The sequence below is a fragment of the Shewanella aegiceratis genome (genome assembly GCF_019457495.1).
GTDB classification, from domain to species: Bacteria; Pseudomonadota; Gammaproteobacteria; order Enterobacterales; family Shewanellaceae; genus Shewanella; species Shewanella loihica.
On sequence record NZ_CP080416.1, the window covers coordinates 3,237,942 to 3,256,913 of the forward strand.

Genomic DNA, 18,972 nt, shown 5'->3' on the forward strand with positions numbered 1-18,972 from the left:
CTATTGGAGAGCGAAGATATCAGATAGCGAGACGTTTAGATAGGCAGGCGTTTAGTTAGACAGGCGTTTAGTGAGACTGAGCAGCGCCTGCTCTATCTCGGCCTGGGGCTGCGGCTTCTCGGCTATCATCTCCAGGCGCGAATCCAAGCTATCATCCAGCTCCATCACGCCAAGTTGACCGTCCACATAGTTAAAGGCCGCGATCCCTTCATCTGTTATCATCACCGCCTTGAGGCGCAGACAATCTTGGGCCTTTACCCAGGCCACCAAAGCCTCGAAGTCAAACTCATAGCGACAGTCGAACACCCAGCCCAGGGTATAACGGCCCTCATGCCGATTGCTGGCGCGGTAAATCCCCAGCTCATCAAATGCCTGCTCATCAATCGATAGTTTACGCGCATCATCCGCCTCATCGAAGGGCATCGCGGGCCGGCTGCCTAAGAGCGAGGAGCCTGTCGAGTTTACAGGCTTACTAATGCGCCAGGCGGTTGGGCGCGCAAAATAGTGCTTCTCAAGATATTGATACAGACTGGCTTCTTTTGCCGAGAGGAGCTGCGCCACCTGCACCGGCAACACCTCGGCCGTGATGGATTGCTGCTTCAGATAGGCCTCTAGCTGCTGCAAGTCAGCCAAGCTTGCCAGATCCATCTTGTTGGCCAGGATAAGGTCGGCGATGCTTAGCTGATCGGTAAACAGTTCGCTTTCGAGGTAACGCGGGTCATTGAGTTTTCTGGGATCCACCAGACAGAGACTGGCTCGCATCGACAGCACCGGCTTGAAATGCCCCTGGCTCAGGGTCTCGACGATAGCCTTGGGATGGCCCAGCCCAGTGGGCTCGATAAACAGACGATCAGGCCTCGCCTTAGCGATAAGCTGGTTGACCGCCACCTGAGTCGGCACCCCTGCGGCGCAGCAGAGACAACCACCCGCCACCTCCTTGATGGCGACATCATCGCCCTCACCCTTGAGCAGCTCACCGTCTATGCCAATCTCGCCAAATTCGTTTACTAGCACGGCCCAGGTCTCATCGGCTGGCTTATGGGCGAGCAAATATTGGATAAAACTGGTTTTACCCACACCGAGAAAACCTGTCACGACATGGGTAGGAATAGGCTTGAGGATCATTGGCGGCTCCGCACTGAAAAATCGCCCCAGTGTAGAGGGCGGGCCTGAGATTGCAATCCTTTTCAGCAGCCCTCGCTTAACCTGCTAGCGCTTGCCCCGAAAGCCCATATCACTCGATGGACGTCTCGCCTTACCACTACCAGCCTTGTCGCTACTAGCCTTGCGCTGGGGTGCCTTAGTGCGACTCTGGCCTCTTCGATTATCCTGACCGCCGAACTTCTGCCCCTTGCCTTTCTTAAACTGATTGGCCTTTGGCTGCACGGCGGCGTCGAGCTCGCGATACCTGGCTGGTAACGGCGCCCCTAGCTCATATCCCGGCTGCACCTCACGTGGCAAGGTCTTGCCGATAAGAGTCTCGATCGCCGCAAGTGCGGCCTCATCCTGCTTGGCAACAAAAGAGATGCTGACCCCACTGAGACCGGCGCGGCCGGTACGGCCAATACGATGCACATAGTCCTGAGGCTCATCGGGCAATTCTAAGTTGATCACTAAGGGCAGCGCGGTGATATCCAGACCGCGGGCGGCCACATCGGTCGCCACTAGCACTCTCAGCTCGCCGGCCTTAAACTGCTCCAGCGCCCGATTGCGCGCCCCTTGGGTCTTATCCCCGTGAAACACCGCATTCTTGATGCCATCGAGTTTCAACTCGCGGTGCAGGCGCTCCGCGCTCTCCTTGGTGTTGACGAACACCAGCACCTGTTGCCAATTATTGCGGCCGATAAGCTCGGCCAGCAGCTCCGCCTTACGCCTTGCATCTAAGGGATAGATCTTCTGCTCGATCTGCGGCCCGCTACTAGCGCTGGTCACATTGATCCACTCAGGGTTATCCAGCATCTTAGTGGCTAATGCCTTCACCTCTGGGGTGAAGGTGGCCGAGAACAACATGGTCGAGTGAGACACGCACAAGAGCCGCTTGGTGCGCTCGATATCTCTCACGAACCCCATGTCGAGCATGCGATCTGCCTCATCGACAATGAGCTGATCAACCGTCTCCAGGCTCAAATCATGTTGGCCCAAGAGATCGAATAGCCTCCCCGGCGTGGCCACCAGGATATCGACCCCTCTCGCCAAGGCCTTGCGTTGGGGATTGATGTTGGCGCCGCCATAGACGGCCAGTGTGGTCAGCTCGGTGAACTGGCTGTAGCGACTGATGCTATCTGCCACCTGGATCGCCAGCTCTCTCGTTGGAGTCAGAACCAAGGCTCTGAGCTGTCCTTGCTGTCTGGGCTGATTGAGCAGGCGTTGCAACAACACAAAGCTAAAGGCCGCCGTCTTACCGGTTCCTGTCTGGGCGCAGGCCATCAGATCCCGCCCGGCCAGCGCCGTGGGGATCACCTTGGCCTGAACCTGAGTCAGGCTTTCGTAGCCGCAGGCCTTAGCCGCCTGGGCCAGTAAGGGGTCTAACGGGAGGGCATCGAAATTCATGGGCAACCTGCGAGCTGACAAAAAGTGAGCGCGGAGTCTAGCAAAAAGCGCCCCATAAAGGTAATGCTATCTTCACTGCTCAGGCTAGCGCGCCTCGGGGTTAACATAGAGGCGCTCAAACTCCGGTAGGGAGACAGGCTTGGAGTAGAGATAGCCCTGGGCAAAATCACATCCCGCGCTAGCCAGGATATCGTGCTGGAACTGGGTCTCCACCCCTTCGGCGATCACCTTGATCCCCAGCTTGTGGGCCATCACTATGATCGCCTCACACAGGGCCACACCGTCGCTGTCGGATTCGAGATTACGGGTAAAGGACTGATCGATCTTGAGATAATCTATGTCGAACTTCTTCAGATAGGCCAGCGACGAATAGCCGGTACCGAAATCATCCAGAGACACCTGAATACCGGCGTCACGATAGGCCAGCAGCTTGTCGGTCACCCCCATTGAAGCATCCAGCAGCAGACCTTCAGTGATCTCGACACAGATGGCGTTGCTGGAGAGCTCGAGATGCCGCAGAAGCGCCAGCCAGTCGCTGAAGGTGTCACCCTCGTCCCTGAACTGGATCGGCGACTTGTTGATACTGATCTGGATCTCGACGCCATGCTGAGTTCGCCAGCGGGCGCTCTGCTGAGCGGCCTTCTCAAATACCCAGTTACCTATCTCGTTGATAAGCCCTGTCTCTTCCGCCACAGGAATAAACTCGCCCGGCGAGACCAGCCCTCGTTGGGGATGCACCCAGCGGATCAGCGCCTCCGCCTTGTAGACTCCCTGTTTGTTCATGTCGACGATAGGCTGGTAGAAGAGCTCAAACTCCTTGCGATTGATGGCGTTACGCAGATCTTTAATCAGCGCCATGCGATAGCGGGCGTACTCCTGCATCGACGGGGTAAAGTAATGGAATCGGTTGCGTCCCTGCTCCTTGGCGGCGTACATCGCCTGATCCGCATGTTTCAGCAGCCCCTCGATACTGGTGGCATCGTCGGGATAGATGGTAATGCCGATACTGGCGCTGATGTAGGCGGTCTCATCCCCCAGGCTGTAGGGCTCGGCGATGCGCTCCAGTATGCTCTGGGCCACCCGCTCGACGCCGCTGGGGGAGTCGATCCCCGAGAGCACTACGGTAAACTCATCGCCCCCCAGGCGCGCCACCACATCCGACTCACGGATGCAGCCCTTGAGCCGCTTGGCGGTCTCCTGCAACAAGAGATCTCCCATATCATGGCCCAGGGTATCGTTGACCTCCTTGAAGAAGTCCAGATCCAGGAACATCAGGGCAAAGTGGCTATGATTACGATCGATACGCAATATCTCGGTATTGAGGTACTCCAGCAACATGCGGCGATTGGGCAGGCCGGTCAGGGGGTCGTAGTTGGCCTGTTTCCAGATGATATGCTCAGCCTCTTTCTTCTCGGTGATGTCGGAGAAGAGCGCCACCCTGCGGTACACCTGGCCGTGCTGGTCGAAGATGGTATTGATAGTCAACCAGACCATATACTCCTCGCCGCTCTTGTTCTTGATCCACAGCTCCCCCTGCCAATAGCCGGTATCGCGAATGGCATTGTTCATCTCATCGTATTGGCTTCTCGGGGTGCGGGAACTCTGCAATATACGGATGTTTTGCGTCAGCGCCTCCTCCTGGCTGTACCCAGTAATCGCAGTGAAGGCGGCGTTGATGGTGATGATATGCCCCTTGTGATCTTGCACGCTCATGGCTTCGCTGGAGTTGTTATACACAGAGGCCGCCAGCTCCAGCGATTCTTGCACCTTCTTCTGCTCGGTAATGTCCGAGTGCACGCCGCACATGCGGGTCGGCAGGCCATTACGGTCGCGGCTCACCACCTTGCCGGTGTCCAAGATCCAGTGCTCTTCGCCACTGAGGCTAATCAACCGGTATTCGATGTAATGTTTCTGAGCCTCCCCCTTGAGGTGACGGTCGATGGAGTTCAACACCGCCATCCTGTCCTGGGGATGGATGGCGTCGATCCAGATACGGCTGTCGCGATTGAGCTTCTCGAGGTCGCAGCCCAGCACCTTGGCACACCAGGGATTACGCTTGGTCTCGTTACTCTTGATATCCCAGTCCCACATGCCAAGATCGCTGCTCTCCAGCACCAAGGCCAGGCGCTCCTGACTGGTGCGCATCGCCATATCCGCCCGCTTATGCTCAGTGATGTCGATAAGACCGGCGATCACCATATCCACCATGTTATGGTTGCGGCGACAGGCCACCGTCAGGTGGGTATAGACAATCTCCCCATCCTTGGCGACGAAGCGCTTATCCATCTCGTAGGCATCTATCTCCCCCTTTAACATGCGCTGGAATTGAGTCATATCCGCCTTAAGATCTTCGAAATAGGTCAGCTCGGTCCAGGTGCGATTGAGCAGTTCTGTCTCAGAATATTTAAGCATCTTACACAGGCGAGGATTGACCTTAATCCAATGCTGATCCACCGAGGTGATGGCTATCCCCATGTTGCCAACGTTAAATTGCGAGCGAAAAATAAAGTCATCCTGAAGCTGGATCTTAGCGTCCCGCTCCACCTCCAGCCGCCTGGCCAGCAACATGCCCAGCAGGGCCGTCACTATGGGAAAAATCAACATCACAGGCAAAGCGATCTGCACCAGGAGATCGACAAACATGGAAAAGGGCAGAATAAACAGCAGCGACAGGGTCGAGAAATGCAGCAGGAAACCAAACAGATACAACTCGATAAAGCTGAGATCGGCGATGGTGGTCTTGCGATAGTAGCGCCACAGGCTGCCAAACAGGGCGGAGACTAGAATCACTGTCACCCCGACCAGCATGCCATCCCCCCCCTGGAACAGGCGATAGGCACAGGCAACAGAAGCGGCGACGAAGGTAGGCAGGCCGCCGAAGAAGAGCCCACTGATGGCCAACACCACAGAGCGGGTATCGATAAAGACCCCGGGCTGATATTCCCAGGAGGTCATCATGGTCAGTACTGTCACGCCGCCTATTACCGCCCCCATGATGAGGCGCCACAACAGAAAATACTCGCTACGATGGTGCCGTGGCACCGCGTCGTAGATAAATACCATGATCAACAAGAGCGCGGCATTTTGAGAGAGCGAAAATAATGTATCTTGATTCATACAAGGCTTAAATTTTCTCGAGGCTAAGTTTTTTATTATCAACCTGATAACATCATTCAGAGTGTAGCAGAAGCCCCGAAAAAAAAACCCACTAAATCATAATAAGCTAATGATTTTGAACGCCTCTCCCTCAGTCCCGCAACCCCTTGCCCAGCAATACAAATCACCGCGGCAGCAGCGAATGACAGCCTAAATCGCCTAAGCCACACACAGATGTAGCTCGAATGCTACAAAAAACACCCCGTCAGCCGCAGCAATGCAGTTGATCTCCCTCGAAAACCCCTTATCATGGGCAACATAAGGACGCGACCGCTGCAAGGAATCTGATGTTGCACCCCAGCTTATCTCGGCAAATCAATCAACTCACCTCTGGCCTGACACTCATGCTGGCGCTTTTTAGCCTCACCGTCACTGGCCAGGAGCTGAATATGGCCTCGGCCGACAGCCCGTCGGCGCCGCTAAAGGTCAAGCTGGCCGCCGAAGATAACTGGGCGCCTTTTGCCGATCCCTATGGCAAAGGCCTGTCCCATCGTCTGGTCAAGCAGGCGTTTTCCCGGGTCAATGTCGATGTCGACAGTCTGGTGGTCTCCTATGCCCGCGGCGTGGTGATGACCAAGCAAGGCATAGTAGATGGTGTCTTTAATCTGCACAAAGAGCGTAAGACCCAGGAGGAGTTTGTCTTCGGCCAGATCCCCCTGTTCACCACCTCAGCCTCCTTCTATCAGAACAATGCCCATCCGCTGCAGGCAGAGGACAAATGGCACCTGCCCCAGGGGTTGCTTGTCGGCATCATCAAGGGCTATGAATATGGCGATGAGCTGTCTGAGCTTAAGCAGCTCAAATTAGTCGAGGTGGACAATCACAATCAGCTGATCAACCTGTTGCTGCTCAACCGCATCGATGCCGCCATCATGTACGACGAGGTAGCCAATCAGTATCTTGGTCAGATGGGGGTCGGCAAGGTGATTAGCCGCAGCGTGCACAATCATACCGGCGACCTCTATGTGGCCTTCTCCAAGCAGCGTCCCAACGCCCAGCTGTTTGCCGATAAGCTAGATCTCGGCCTCAAGGCCCTCAAGCAAGACGGCAGCTATCAGAGCATAATGAACAGCCTACAGGCTATCGCCAGCAAATAGCACGTTAACACACCACTCGCCAACAAGTCGTGCCATGACAGACCGAGAGTATGCTATGCTGGCCGCCTCTCTTATATAGCGTTATTTAGCCCAGACTCCAGATGAAGCCAGACGATAAGTTCAGCCCTACCTTTCATTTTCCGGTGCAGATCTACTACGAAGATACCGACTTTTCCGGCGTGGTGTACCATCCTAACTTCTTGAAATATTTCGAGCGTGCCCGCGAGCATGTGATCGGCGCCGAGCGACTGGCAGCCCTCTGGCAGCAGCACGGCCTGGGCTTTGCCGTCTATCGCAGCGACATGCTCTGCCATGAAGGGGTTGAATTTGCCGACGTGGTGGATGTACGTACCCGCTTCTATTTCGAGAGCAAGTATCGCACCGTATGGCAGCAGGAGATCTGGCGTCCCAAGGGCACCAAGCCAGCGGTGACCGCCCATATCGAGATGGTATGCATGAACAAGGCGAGACAGCTCTGCCCCATGGCGCCGCCCCTCATCGAGGAGCTCGGCCGTCACTTCGACCAAGCCATCAGCCTGTAATAAAGCCTTTTAGCTCTTAAATCCTAGCAGAGCGGCCGATTTAACTTGCGCCAGTGCATCTCAAGCTCTGGAGCTCGCATCGGTTTGGCGTAAATATCCCCCTGCACCTTATCGACCCCCATCTGCTGAAGCAGCTTAAATACCGGCATCTGCTCGACACCCTCGACAGTCACCGAAAAGTCTAGTCCTTTGGCCAGGTCGACGGCGCTGCGAACGATATGCTGCGCCCGAGGGTCCGACTCCAGCCCGGTCAGGAAGGCTCTGTCTATCTTAACTTCGTCCACCGGCAGGTGTTTGAGGTAGGCCAGCGAGGAGTGACCGGTACCAAAATCGTCTATGGCCACCTTGACGCCGGCGCGCTTGAGGCGATTGAGCACGGCCACGGTGCGCACCATGTCTGTCATCAGCTGGCTCTCGGTGATCTCGATAGAGAGCACCTGAGCACTGAGCCCATGTTGCTTCAAGCGGGTGATGATCCGCTCGCTCAGCTGCTTCTCGCTCAGATCGTCAATCGCCAGGTTGATCGCCAACTGCAGGCGAATATCGCTCTCCTGCCAACGCACCTGCTGCAACAGCACCTGATCGATCACCCACTGGCTGAGCAGGCTGATCATCCCGGCGCACTCTAAAAGCGGGATAAACTCACCCGGCGAGACAGGCCCAAGCACAGAGCTGTCCCAGCGGATCAAGGCCTCGGCGTGAGTGCAGTTGCCTGTGGCCAGATTATATTTGGGCTGAAACACCAGATAGAGTTCGTTTTGCTCCAGCGCCTTGGGGAAACAGCTGACTATGGTCAACTGCCTATGCTGACTGCGATCATCCCCTTCCTGATAGGCGGCGATATAGTTACTGGCCGACTTGGCCCGCACCAATGCCAGATCCAGGCGGCGCAGCATCTGACTAACATCCGCGTGGTGCAATGACAGCTCGAGATAGCCAAGTTGCAGCTGCAAATTGATCACGGTTCCCTTGATGCTGATGGGCTGCGCCAACCCCTGCTGAAACACCATAAGCTCCGCCTCGCTCATGGGGGTATTAAAGTAGATCAGAAACTCATCTTCATTCATCCGCGCCAGCATGTCCTTATCGCCGATTCGTCGCTCCAGACGTTCCGCCAAGGCCTGCAGCAGCTTATCCCCCAGGGAGAAGCCAAAGAGATCATTCACATAGCGAAAGCGGTGAATATCGATAAGCACAAACATCCCATGGGTGAGAGGCATCTTGCGGGTCAACTTGGCCTTGAGGCCGACACGATTGAGCAGCCCGGTCAGCTTGTCGCGCCCCTTGGGGGGCGGCAGCTGTTTCAGCAGATGTTGCAGCTGCACATAGAGGGGGATAAAACGGTAGGGAATGGTGGCAATATTCAGGGGCTGGCGCACCTTATGTTGCTGACTTAACTGGGTCACCAGACGCTTAAGAAACTTAAGCTCAGTGCGCCTATGCCAGTACCAGTAGATGATACCAGCGATGCCGATTGCTATCAGATAGACTATTAACCAAATCAGCTCAGTTGCCGTCACACAATCCCTAATATTTTGATAAATAAAGAAACGACAAGACGGATCGGCACACTCTGCCGACCAGGCCTTATCTATTCATAACTTAATTTAATCGAATGGTAGTTGTCGAGAAATTCATCCGATCCCAGATATTCCGGGCTCACGGGTAATCCGCGCTGAAGGAACACGTCCAGACGCTCCTCCAGATCGTGACCGGCACGCAGTTCGCCGGTATAGAAGGCCGCCGCGCGCACGAAATCCAGATAGGTCACCTGCTCTGGCAGATAAGGCAGATCCGCCCAGCGCTCGACCACCTCTGTCACCTCGGGCGAGAAGTCCCAGCTCTTGAGCACGGCGCGACCTAGCGGCCCCTGCATCTTTCTCACCAGCGCCCTGAGTTGCTCTATGCTGGTAAACAGATGGGGATTGGCCTCGGCCTCGGTCAGTACCGGCAAGGCGCCGATATTGTGCACCAGGCTCGCAAGAGTCAGGGTGTCGTAATTGAGTCCACAGCCCTTATGGGTCTTGGAATACTTGAGTAGCAGGGCGCAGGCAGCCGAGGTCACCTCGATAGAGGCACGCCACACCTCGTCCATCACCTCCCACACCATCTCGTTGGTAGAGATGAACAGCTGCTCCATGGCCACTGAGGTGGCGATCGCCTTGATCTGCGTCAGGCCGATGCGAGTCACCGCCGCGTTGATATTTTCCGCCTTGATGCCGCGGCTATACATGGCGCTGTTGGCCACCTTGATCATACGGGCCGAGATGGCGGCATCCTGACCGATTATTTCGGCCACCTGCTTAGGGCTGGAGTCGGGGCGGGAAACCACCTCCTGAACGCGCATTGCTACCTCGGGCAAAGTCGGCAAGACCAAAGCATCTGCCTTTAACTTTTTCAGTAACCCAACCAGTAGTTGATGCTCGCTAGACATGCAAACTCCTTAAAAAAACTATGCCCATATTGATGTTGCCAGAGAGTATATCAGCACTCTTGCTAACCGTGATGGTAAAAATCATCCATCCAGTTAAGAATTTGTGTAATTTTAGCTAAGTTTAAGATTATAGGTTATTAATTGGCTTAAATTTCTCCTGTTTGCCCGCTTTTATCGTCAGTCATTGACGGCTGTCGATAAAATAAACAACTTCTAATTTGCATAAGCCTTGTCCCATTGAGTAAAATGCCCGCCCCAAGTTTGTTCGATACCTGTTAATTGAGAGAAATGATGTTTAAACCTGAGCTGCTGTCTCCTGCCGGGACCCTAAAAAATATGCGTTATGCCTTCGCATATGGCGCCGATGCGGTTTACGCTGGCCAACCGAGATATAGCCTGCGTGTCAGAAACAACGATTTCAAGATGGAAAACCTCGCAACGGGTATCCAAGAGGCCCACAGCCTGGGTAAGAAACTCTATGTGGTGAGCAACATCGCCCCCCACAACACTAAGCTCAAGACCTATATCAAGGATATGGAGCCAGTGGTGGCCATGCAGCCCGATGCGCTGATCATGTCAGACCCGGGTCTTATCATGATGGTGCGCGAGGCCTTCCCGGATCAGACGGTGCATTTGTCTGTTCAGGCCAATGCCATCAACTGGGCCTCGGTAAAGTTTTGGCAGCAACAAGGGATCAAGCGTGTGATCCTCTCTCGCGAGCTGTCGCTGGATGAGATCGAAGAGATACGTCAACGCTGCCCAGACATAGAGCTTGAGGTCTTCGTACACGGCGCCCTGTGTATGGCTTATTCAGGCCGCTGCCTGCTCTCTGGCTATATCAACAAGCGTGACCCTAACCAGGGTACCTGCACCAACGCCTGCCGCTGGAAGTACGACGCCCACGAGGCGGTGCAGACAGAGACCGGCGACATAGTGGCGGTTAACCCCGAGGTGCAGATGCACAACCCTACCCTGGGCGAAGGCGCGCCAAGCAGCGAGATCGTCTTGCTACAAGAGGCGGGACGTCCGGGCGAGTATATGCCGGCGTTTGAAGATGAGCATGGCACCTATATCATGAACTCCAAGGATCTGCGCGCCATCCAGCACGTCGAGCGCCTGACCAAGATGGGCGTAGATTCACTGAAAATCGAAGGTCGTACCAAGTCCTTCTACTATGTGGCCCGTACCGCCCAGCTCTATCGCCAGGCGATCGAAGATGCCGCGGCCGGTCGCGAGTTTAACCCGGCGCTCATGTACCAGCTCGAAGGGCTAGCGCACCGAGGTTACACCGAGGGCTTCCTGCGTCGTCACGTGCACGACGAGTACCAGAACTATGACTATGGCTACTCCATCAGCGATACCCAGCAGTTTGTCGGCGAGTTTACCGGCAAGCGCAACGCCAAGGGGATGGCCGAGATCGACGTGAAGAACAAGTTCTCCGTCGGCGACAGCGTCGAACTGATGACGCCCCAGGGCAACATCAACCTGACCATAGAACACCTGGAAAACCGCAAGGGCGAGAGCGTCGAGGCGGGACTAGGTTCGGGTCACTTCGTCTATCTGCCGGTACCGGCCGAAGTCGAGGTCGAGCGTGCCATCCTGATGCGTAACCTGACGGGCGAGCAGAGCACACGTCAGCCACACCCTTAAGATTCGCCTCGAACGACTTAAACACAGCCTTTAAACAGCCCGAATCTCTCGGGCTGTTTTTTTATCCCCACAAAATAAGCCTAACTCGACACCTAGCTCAACGACTTACTCTAGTTCTGACTAAGCGACTTATCCTCAGTGACTTAACTTAAATGACTTACCCTAATCGACTTAACTTAAGTGACTTAACTTAAGTGACTTAACTTAAGCGACTTACTCTAAGCGACTTACCTTGAACGACTTACCTTGAACGGCTATGGCCGAGTGCCAGACTCGGCAAGCGTCTGCTCCGCGAAAGCCTCCCAATGTCTGACTCTAACCCTAGACATAGCCATGCCTCGCACACGCTCCACAGCCAAGTCTCACAACTGACTCCCACACTCAAGCTCCACATCCAAGTTTCACATCCAAGCGCCATACTTGCCCCCTGTTACATCTTCACATTTTTTCTACAACTTGGTAGCAAGCCCGCCATTAGCTGTTACACTGAAACGCATAGTTATCTTGATGAAATACAAGGCATAAAAATGATGACTCCCCGCGCTTCCGTTAAATGTCTACTCCCTACTCTAATGGCCGCTAGCCTGGCGTCACCGACGGCCTACGGCAAGAGTGAGATCCTCGAAGGCCAGTCAGGCACAGTCTCTGAGGTGGGGGATGTGGTACAGATCGCCCTGCCCGCCGCGGGCCTAATCGGCGCCCTCTGGATAGGCGATACCGAAGGCGCCTGGCAGGTCACCAAGGGGGTCGCGGCCACGGCGGCCATCACACATACCCTGAAGTTTGGCGTCGAGCGCCTGAGACCCGACGGCACTGAGTCCAACTCCTTCCCCTCGGGTCACACCTCGGCGGCCTTCTCCGGCGCCGCCTTTATTCATCACAGATACGGTAACGCCTACGGCATTCCGGCTTATGCGGCGGCGGCCTTCGTGGGCGGCAGTCGTATCTGGGCCAACCGCCACTACATGGACGATGTGCTGGCCGGCGGCTCCATCGCCGTGATGACCAGCCTCTATTTCACCGACCCCTATGCCCAGACAGATCTGGTGATCGCCCCAAGCCTGGGGGAAGATCATATTGGCCTGGCGCTGAGCTACACCCCAGGGCTGGCGGGTAACAAGGGCCCTCGGAGCGAGCGCGAAAAAAGCCATGATTGGGGCCAGCAAGACAAGCCACTCAATAACAGCTACACCTTGATGATCGGTGGCTTCGACACCGACACCAACTATATTCGCGACAAGCAGGAAACCGGCTTCGACCTTAATGGCTTCAGCAAAGAGAGCGAACCCAACACCTACGCCTCTGCGTTGGTCAACTGGGGGATGGGTAAGCAGCAATATCTCTCCTTCAGGTTTACCCCCTTGGAGGCCAGAGACACCAGCGTACTCAACCAGGATATCGGCTTTAACGGCAAACGCTACGCCGCCGGTAGCGAGGTTATCGCCGCCTATCGCAGCTGGAACCTCTCCGCCGACTATATGTTTAACCTGATGCCAAAGAGCGACTGGATAGTGAATGTCGGCGCCGGTATCAGCCTGATCGATCAATGGATCCGCCTCGATGACCTGGAGGGCGGAAATCTTGGAGAGTTTAACGACTTCTTCATCGTCCCCGCCGCCGCTGCGGAGCTGGGTTATCGCTTTACCCCGGCAGTCAAAGCCAGCCTGGGCTATCGCATTACCGGTCTCTCCGATTTTGATTCCAGCGCCTTCTGGGGCAATGTCACCTACCAGATCAACGAGCGCTGGGCGGCCTCACTCTTCTACGGTCAGCTAGAGCAGACCTCGGACACCGACGAATATTATAACGACGCCCGCTTTAACTTCGCAGGCTTTGCCGTCACCTATAGCTTCTAAGCCAGCTCTGGTGACATCAGCCTCCTGCGCTGGCTTTCTCTATCAGCAGCGAAGGGGTCAAAAGTTGCGGCAACACCTGCGGCGCTGGATTGCCCTTGCTGTACCAGAGATACAGCGGCACACCTGAGCGCCGGTTTTTTGCAAGGAAACGGGTAATCGCTGGATCCCCCTTGGTCCAGTCGCCTAGCATCACAGCCGTATTTGCACGGGCGAAGGCAGCCTGGGTCTCCTGGCGCTCGATGGCCACCTTCTCATTGACCTGACAGGTTAAACACCAGTCGGCGCTGAAATACACAAACACATCCTGCTGTTTGACCAAGGCCAATAGGCTAGCCTCATCGAACACTAGAGGGTGTACAGACTCAGCCGCAGCATCTGCATCAGCACCAGCCTTCATCTCAGTACTCGCCGCCGAGTTCGCCCCGAGATGATTGCTGCCTCCAGGCACTGCAATCATCAGGGTGCCGCCAACAAGGATAACGATCGGCACCAGCGGCCACCAGGGGCGATGACGACCCGAGCGTTGCAACAATCCCATCAGCCATAATCCCAGGCTCAACAAGAGCAACAGCAGCAAGGCGATGAACAGATAGCCGCTGTCAGCTTGCTGCATCAATACCCATACCAGCCCCAAGGCCGTCAAGAACATGGGCACGGCAAAGCAGCGTTTCGCCGTTAGCATCCAGGCGCCGGGTCTTGGCATGCGTTTACGCAGCGCCGGAATGAAACCCACCAGCAAGAAAGGCAAGGCCATCCCCAAGCCCAAACCGGCGAACACCATGAGGCCTACGCGGTTCGGCAGCAACATGGCTGCACCTAGGGCCGTCGCCATGAAGGGGCCGGTGCAAGGTGTCGCCACAAAGGCGGCCAGCACGCCGGTCCAAAAATCTCCCGAAGGCCCGGGCTTTTGTTGTAGCTTGCTTCCAGAACTCAGGGTACCCAACTCAAACAAACCGGCCAGATTGAGCCCTATGGTCATCATCAGCAGGATGAGTACCACTATGATCTCCGGACGCTGCAGCTGAAACGCCCAGCCCACCTGATGGCCAAATGCCCTAAGCATCAAGATAAGCGCGCCCAGCAGGACGCACACCAACACGGCTCCCAGTGTATAGGCCAACGCGCCTGTTTTGGCTGTCCGCTCGTCCCCCAAGTTAGTCAGGCTGAGCACCTTCAAGCTGAGAATGGGAAAGACACAGGGCATCAGATTAAGCAAGAGTCCACCTAACATGGCGCCAAATACGGCCACCGCAGCTGTAACCAGCGGATTGCCGGGCGCTTCTGGCGGTATAGCGGCAATTGAATAGTTCTCTTGGGTTGAAACTGCAACCTGAGCCGTCAAGGCCGACGAGGTTGGAAACACCAAGGCAGCTTCTGGCTGCCGAACGGCCCTGAATCTGACGACCAGCGACTCATTTAGGGTGATCACCCCATAAAAGTCACTGATATCTTCCTCGCCATCACCATCACCATCACCATCACCATCACCATCACCGGCCGCAGTCGTCATCAAGAGGCGATTGCCCTTTCTGATAAAGTTCTGCTGCGCCGTGTTTGAAATCACCCCGTTCATCTCTGGGTATAGATGGGCAATGTCAGTCAGCTGGACAGACTCAGGCAGAGGGAGTGACAACGCAAGCTGCCCATCTTGAATACTAAACTCAGCGCTGGCCACAATTGGCCTTGGCAGTTGTTGACGCCAGCCATCGAAGGTCTCGAGAACCTCTTGAGTCGCGCCGCCATCCCCTACGCTGAACTGCACATGAAGGCTCTGCTGCTCCGGCAGACACAGCTTGGGACTGCACACCAGATAACGAAGATCCGCAGTCAATGTGATAAGGCTGCCGATCGGCAGATCTTCGTCTATGTGCAGCGGTGTCAACAGGGCGTAGTCGCCGTGATAGATGTAATTCATCAGACCGCTGGTCAGCAACTGCTCGGGCGCAGGATATTGCAGCTCACCAACCGTCACCCCGTCAGGCAGCAGCCATTGCACCTTTAGTGGGAAGCCGGCATCACCTGGGTTAAGCCAGTAGCCGTGCCAGCCAGCTGCGGGAGACATAGTGATTGCCAGCGTAGTTTCGGCGCCGGGCGCAGGCGCGCCGGACTCCAGCAATAGGGATGCCGTTATCTTTCGGCCGCCCTCGTCACTGGCCTGAGCCGGTGTGGCCTGAGCCGGTGTGGCCTGTGCTGGCAAGACCTGCGCCTGAATGAACAAGCACAACATCAGCCAGAAGCCGGCGATAACTTGCGCCCATAAGGATCTGTTTTTAAACATATACCTATACTCCAAACGCGTGATTTATTTGCGTTCTAGGTCGGCGAGCAGCGACTCGAGACGCTCGGCAAAGTCGGGGGCTCTCAGGCTAACCTTTTCGGTGATTTTGCCCGTCTCATCGATGAAAACTATGGTCGGCAGCTGGGTAACCCCGAATCGCTCAAACAGGCTGCCATCCTCGTCGAATACTATGGGCAAGCGAGTGTGATAGTTGCTTTGATACTCGACCAGATCGGCCTGGGTGGACCAGAGGTTGCTGGAGAGATGCAGCCACTGGACGGCGTTCTCTGCAGTGGCATTATCGGCAGCGACACCAGCAGCAAACTGCTCGACCCGCTCCCGCACCAACTGACAAGACTTGGCCGTCTTAGGCTCGGACTCTGCCAGGTACCACTCACACCAAGGGGCGAAGAACACGAGTCCGGTTGCCTTGCCGTGGCGCGCCGCCGACGGCAAGGGGTAGTCACTGTTATCAAGCGCCTTCAATGACATAGGGCTCACTTCTGCACCCAGCTCGTAGCCGGACGCCTGCTCGGCCAGGCTTCCTACAACAGCTGAACCACTAACGGCCTGAGCATTACCAGAAGGACCATTGGAATAATTTCCCGCGATAACCTGCTCCAATGCCTGATGAAACGCCTCGTCATCCTGATGTCCAACGTAGGCGATGCGGCCATTCTTATCGATCAAGAAATGCTGCGGCGTCACCCGTAACTTGAAGGCCCGCGCCAGGGAGCCGTCATCTATGGTCACCGGCATCTTGAGGCCAGCCTTCTTGACAAAGGCGCCGACTGAGTTGCTGTCGTCACTGATCCCAGTATTTACGGCAATCACCTGCAGCTTGTCGCCATATTCTTGATAGATCTTTTCAAATCCAGGCATCTGCTGGCGGCACGGGACGCACCAGGTCGCCCAAAACTTGATGTACACAGGCTTGTTGCCATACAGCTCGCCAAGGTTAATCTTGTCCCCGGCTAATGTGGTCAGCTGGCGCTGCGGCGCCGGCGTACCAAGCAGCGAGCTGCCAGCAAGCTTGGCCCTTCTCTCCCCTTCGGCGGCAAAATCATCTTCTGCCAACGCCTGCCCCAAAAACGCCGCGGATAGCAACAATACAGACAGGCTGACGGTTAGCCACTTGGAGGGTTTAATTGCTAGGAGTTTCATGCTGGGTTCCCATATTCGATGATGACTAATGAAGGTCGCAGGCCAAAGGGCCAAACCTGGCGAGCGCACAAGTTCAACCTGCCATGGCAGATAAGCGACTAAGGGCATCTTATGTAAAGCTGGGAAATGCGAATTGTAAAATTTCGACATTTCATTAAGATTCGAAGGAGACGACTCGCTTTTACCGCATCCATGCACAGATAAACTGGACTGAGAGGTTAAAGGAGCAGATTAACATGCCAACCTTGGCACACCTTGGCTTTCAGCGCTTTCTTCCCTGCGTCGCGCTTCAGCCCTATATCCAGTGTTACTGGCATATTGTTAGGACTGAGGGACCAGAGTCGCTGTCGACAGAGTTTATGCATCCTGAGGGCGGTAGTGGCATCATCTTCAACTTCGGCGCGCCGATTCACTTGGATGGCATGCAACATGGCGCCCATTGCCTGGTGACCGGGCCCACGAGACAAAGCACCAAACTGGAACTGTCGGGCAAGGTCGATGCCTTAGGGGTGCGCTTCTGGCCCGGCAGCGGGCGCACCTTTCTAAATGCCCCTATGTCGGAGATGCTGGGACAAAACCTGATGCCAGCCGATCTATCCGTTGCGCTACTCGGCGATGAGTTGACCGAGCGCCTAGCCGCGCTGCCGACGACGCCGGCGCGAATTGCCCTGCTGGAAACCAGGTTGCTGTACTATCTGGCAGCCAAGGAATCACTGTTTGATGCCAGTGAATCTAGGATGAGGCAGGCCTTAAACTGGATCACCAGACAGAGAGGCCAGGGAGAGCTGCGCCACTTATTGGGCGAGCTAGATATCGGCCAGCGACAGCTGGAGCGTCTATTCCTGCAAGATGTAGGCATGACGCCGAAAAATTACAGCATCTTACAGCGCACCGCCTATGCCAAGGAGCTACTCAGGCATGACGCCGACAAGTCACTCACCGACATCGGCTATCACGTCGGCTTCTACGACCAGGCTCACTTCATACGAGAGTTCAAGAAGGTCATAGGCATCACCCCAGGCATTTACCGAAACAAGGCCTTGCACAACCAAAAGCGCTAGTTTGTGTCCATTAGGATAACTCCAAGCAAGGAGAGACACTCCCGTCGAGGCTCTAGCCATGCCACCCAAAAGGAGTGCATAAGGCTGGGTTAGACGGTCCCCACCTAGCCACCGCTATTTTGTCATCGGATAACCAAAGCCTGTGATACAATAGGCGCTAAGCGATTGTCTCCAGCAAATGAGATAAGAAAATCGGCGTAAGGCAAGGCTCTTAAACGGGCGAAATAAGATTATCGATAACAATCACAATTAAACTTAACTGATTGTTATAAAAGGCAAGTATAAGGTATTACAACTAGATGGCATTACTGATCGACGACAGCTGTATCAACTGTGACATGTGTGAACCTGAGTGTCCCAACCAGGCGATCACCATGGGGGAAGAGATCTATGAGATAGATCCTAACCTGTGCACCGAATGCGTCGGCCACTACGACAAGCCTACCTGTGTCTCCGTCTGCCCCATCGACTGTATCGACCCGGACCCCGCCCATGTGGAGTCCCAGGATGAACTCCTGGTCAAGTATCACCTGATCACCGGTAAGCCGATCGATTAAGCTACCAACAAGAGTTAACCGTCTTCAAATAAACAAAAAGCGAAGCCTTGGCTTCGCTTGTTGATGACTCATCATGAGTTAGCTCAACGGGCTATTTTAGGCCCAGGGCATGTTCGCTTGGCGCTGCAACTGAGTCAGCATGGCGGCGGCCTGAGTGATGCTCTGGCGCATAAACACTGGCATGGTGTCGAACTCTATGCTGAGCAGCAGATTTTTTACCTCGAGCCCCAACTCGGTATCTCCCTCAATCGCCAGACGGCGCTGGAAAAACAAGGTATCAGGGTCTTCCTTACCGGCGGCGATCAGAAGCAGCGCCTGACTACAGCCGCTAAAGCTCACCTCGGCCTCGCCACTTTCACGGACGATGAGGCGCTCATCGAAGCTAACCTCGAAGCTTAACTCGAGATCGGTCACAGTTATCTTCACCCAGCGAGCCTGCAAAAAATCCAGCTCGCCATCTTTGATCTGCGCCGCCATCAGCAAATTTAAAATACGCTCGATAAGCTGAGCCTTAATTGAAAAAGGCAATAAGTTTAATGGTTTAGCTATGACTTTAGGCCCATATTGCAATAGATGTTTGGCCATGTTTGCCAACACACTTCGCTGCATGACTGACGTTCTCCTACC

14 protein-coding genes are annotated in these 18,972 nt (G+C 55.2%); 6 read left to right on the forward strand and 8 right to left on the reverse strand.

Features of this window, described 5'->3' with window-relative positions; all coding sequences use genetic code 11:
- Nucleotides 1-51: 51 nt before the first annotated feature.
- The 3 genes from K0H80_RS14165 to K0H80_RS14175 all read right to left on the reverse strand — a co-directional run bounded on the left by K0H80_RS14165 (nucleotide 52) and on the right by K0H80_RS14175 (nucleotide 5,667).
- A complete protein-coding gene (locus K0H80_RS14165) occupies nucleotides 52-1,125 on the reverse strand; it encodes a CobW family GTP-binding protein (RefSeq protein ID WP_220071995.1) in 1,074 nt (357 codons plus the stop codon).
- 84 nt (nucleotides 1,126-1,209) lie between these two features.
- Entirely contained in the window at nucleotides 1,210-2,550 is a 1,341-nt protein-coding gene (locus K0H80_RS14170) for a DEAD/DEAH box helicase (RefSeq protein WP_220071996.1), read from the reverse strand.
- An 84-nt stretch (nucleotides 2,551-2,634) separates the two neighbouring features.
- The gene (locus tag K0H80_RS14175) at nucleotides 2,635-5,667 is read right to left on the reverse strand and encodes an EAL domain-containing protein (protein WP_220071997.1); all 3,033 of its coding nucleotides are present in this window, start codon (nucleotides 5,665-5,667) and stop codon (nucleotides 2,635-2,637) included.
- Between the two features lie 326 nt (nucleotides 5,668-5,993).
- Here K0H80_RS14175 and K0H80_RS14180 point away from each other — a divergent pair, with 326 nt between their 5' ends.
- Both K0H80_RS14180 and K0H80_RS14185 read left to right on the forward strand, forming a co-directional pair.
- Complete coding sequence (locus K0H80_RS14180; protein ID WP_220071998.1) at nucleotides 5,994-6,803, forward strand: substrate-binding periplasmic protein; 810 nt, start codon at nucleotides 5,994-5,996, stop codon at nucleotides 6,801-6,803.
- Between the two features lie 101 nt (nucleotides 6,804-6,904).
- Nucleotides 6,905-7,345: a thioesterase family protein gene (locus K0H80_RS14185; protein ID WP_220071999.1), complete on the forward strand. Its 441-nt coding sequence runs from the start codon at nucleotides 6,905-6,907 to the stop codon at nucleotides 7,343-7,345.
- A gap of 23 nt (nucleotides 7,346-7,368) precedes the next feature.
- Here K0H80_RS14185 and K0H80_RS14190 read toward each other — a convergent pair whose 3' ends face one another.
- A complete protein-coding gene (locus K0H80_RS14190) occupies nucleotides 7,369-8,865 on the reverse strand; it encodes a putative bifunctional diguanylate cyclase/phosphodiesterase (RefSeq protein ID WP_220072000.1) in 1,497 nt (498 codons plus the stop codon).
- A 71-nt stretch (nucleotides 8,866-8,936) separates the two neighbouring features.
- A complete protein-coding gene (locus K0H80_RS14195; protein WP_011866579.1) occupies nucleotides 8,937-9,779 on the reverse strand; it encodes an HDOD domain-containing protein in 843 nt (280 codons plus the stop codon).
- Between the two features lie 291 nt (nucleotides 9,780-10,070).
- Between K0H80_RS14195 and trhP the strand changes: the two genes are divergently transcribed.
- Together trhP and K0H80_RS14205 are read left to right on the forward strand one after the other, a co-directional pair.
- A complete protein-coding gene (gene trhP / locus K0H80_RS14200) occupies nucleotides 10,071-11,429 on the forward strand; it encodes a prephenate-dependent tRNA uridine(34) hydroxylase TrhP (RefSeq protein WP_144203825.1) in 1,359 nt (452 codons plus the stop codon).
- 527 nt (nucleotides 11,430-11,956) lie between these two features.
- On the forward strand, nucleotides 11,957-13,285 hold the full coding sequence (locus tag K0H80_RS14205) for a phosphatase PAP2 family protein (protein ID WP_220072001.1): 1,329 nt from the start codon (nucleotides 11,957-11,959) through the stop codon (nucleotides 13,283-13,285).
- A gap of 16 nt (nucleotides 13,286-13,301) precedes the next feature.
- On the opposite strand, the gene K0H80_RS14210 is transcribed toward K0H80_RS14205, so the two are convergent.
- Together K0H80_RS14210 and K0H80_RS14215 are read right to left on the reverse strand one after the other, a co-directional pair.
- Nucleotides 13,302-15,563 carry a protein-disulfide reductase DsbD family protein gene (locus tag K0H80_RS14210; protein WP_258406106.1) on the reverse strand — a complete coding sequence of 754 codons (2,262 nt, stop codon included), beginning with the start codon at nucleotides 15,561-15,563 and terminating at the stop codon, nucleotides 13,302-13,304.
- Nucleotides 15,564-15,587: 24 nt separating this feature from the next.
- The gene (locus K0H80_RS14215) at nucleotides 15,588-16,727 is read right to left on the reverse strand and encodes a TlpA family protein disulfide reductase (protein WP_220072002.1); all 1,140 of its coding nucleotides are present in this window, start codon (nucleotides 16,725-16,727) and stop codon (nucleotides 15,588-15,590) included.
- A 236-nt stretch (nucleotides 16,728-16,963) separates the two neighbouring features.
- Here K0H80_RS14215 and K0H80_RS14220 point away from each other — a divergent pair, with 236 nt between their 5' ends.
- Together K0H80_RS14220 and K0H80_RS14225 are read left to right on the forward strand one after the other, a co-directional pair.
- Nucleotides 16,964-17,788: an AraC family transcriptional regulator gene (locus tag K0H80_RS14220; protein WP_220072003.1), complete on the forward strand. Its 825-nt coding sequence runs from the start codon at nucleotides 16,964-16,966 to the stop codon at nucleotides 17,786-17,788.
- 299 nt (nucleotides 17,789-18,087) lie between these two features.
- On the forward strand, nucleotides 18,088-18,345 hold the full coding sequence (locus K0H80_RS14225; RefSeq protein ID WP_011866582.1) for a YfhL family 4Fe-4S dicluster ferredoxin: 258 nt from the start codon (nucleotides 18,088-18,090) through the stop codon (nucleotides 18,343-18,345).
- 96 nt (nucleotides 18,346-18,441) lie between these two features.
- Here K0H80_RS14225 and ubiT read toward each other — a convergent pair whose 3' ends face one another.
- On the reverse strand, nucleotides 18,442-18,954 hold the full coding sequence (ubiT, locus tag K0H80_RS14230; protein WP_220072004.1) for a ubiquinone anaerobic biosynthesis accessory factor UbiT: 513 nt from the start codon (nucleotides 18,952-18,954) through the stop codon (nucleotides 18,442-18,444).
- Nucleotides 18,955-18,972 lie beyond the last annotated feature (18 nt).

What these genes read in the sequence shown, in the direction of transcription:
- K0H80_RS14215 (WP_220072002.1), bottom strand. Translation starts at nt 16,727, where the DNA reads ATGAAACTCCTAGCAATTAAACCCTCCAAGTGGCTAACCGTCAGCCTG.
- K0H80_RS14185 (WP_220071999.1), top strand. Translation starts at nt 6,905, where the DNA reads ATGAAGCCAGACGATAAGTTCAGCCCTACCTTTCATTTTCCGGTGCAG.
- K0H80_RS14180 (WP_220071998.1), top strand. Translation starts at nt 5,994, where the DNA reads ATGTTGCACCCCAGCTTATCTCGGCAAATCAATCAACTCACCTCTGGC.
- K0H80_RS14195 (WP_011866579.1), bottom strand. Translation starts at nt 9,779, where the DNA reads ATGTCTAGCGAGCATCAACTACTGGTTGGGTTACTGAAAAAGTTAAAG.
- K0H80_RS14170 (WP_220071996.1), bottom strand. Translation starts at nt 2,550, where the DNA reads ATGAATTTCGATGCCCTCCCGTTAGACCCCTTACTGGCCCAGGCGGCT.
- trhP (WP_144203825.1), top strand. Translation starts at nt 10,071, where the DNA reads ATGTTTAAACCTGAGCTGCTGTCTCCTGCCGGGACCCTAAAAAATATG.
- K0H80_RS14220 (WP_220072003.1), top strand. Translation starts at nt 16,964, where the DNA reads ATGCCAACCTTGGCACACCTTGGCTTTCAGCGCTTTCTTCCCTGCGTC.
- K0H80_RS14175 (WP_220071997.1), bottom strand. Translation starts at nt 5,667, where the DNA reads ATGAATCAAGATACATTATTTTCGCTCTCTCAAAATGCCGCGCTCTTG.
- K0H80_RS14225 (WP_011866582.1), top strand. Translation starts at nt 18,088, where the DNA reads ATGGCATTACTGATCGACGACAGCTGTATCAACTGTGACATGTGTGAA.
- K0H80_RS14210 (WP_258406106.1), bottom strand. Translation starts at nt 15,563, where the DNA reads ATGTTTAAAAACAGATCCTTATGGGCGCAAGTTATCGCCGGCTTCTGG.
- K0H80_RS14165 (WP_220071995.1), bottom strand. Translation starts at nt 1,125, where the DNA reads ATGATCCTCAAGCCTATTCCTACCCATGTCGTGACAGGTTTTCTCGGT.
- ubiT (WP_220072004.1), bottom strand. Translation starts at nt 18,954, where the DNA reads ATGCAGCGAAGTGTGTTGGCAAACATGGCCAAACATCTATTGCAATAT.
- K0H80_RS14205 (WP_220072001.1), top strand. Translation starts at nt 11,957, where the DNA reads ATGATGACTCCCCGCGCTTCCGTTAAATGTCTACTCCCTACTCTAATG.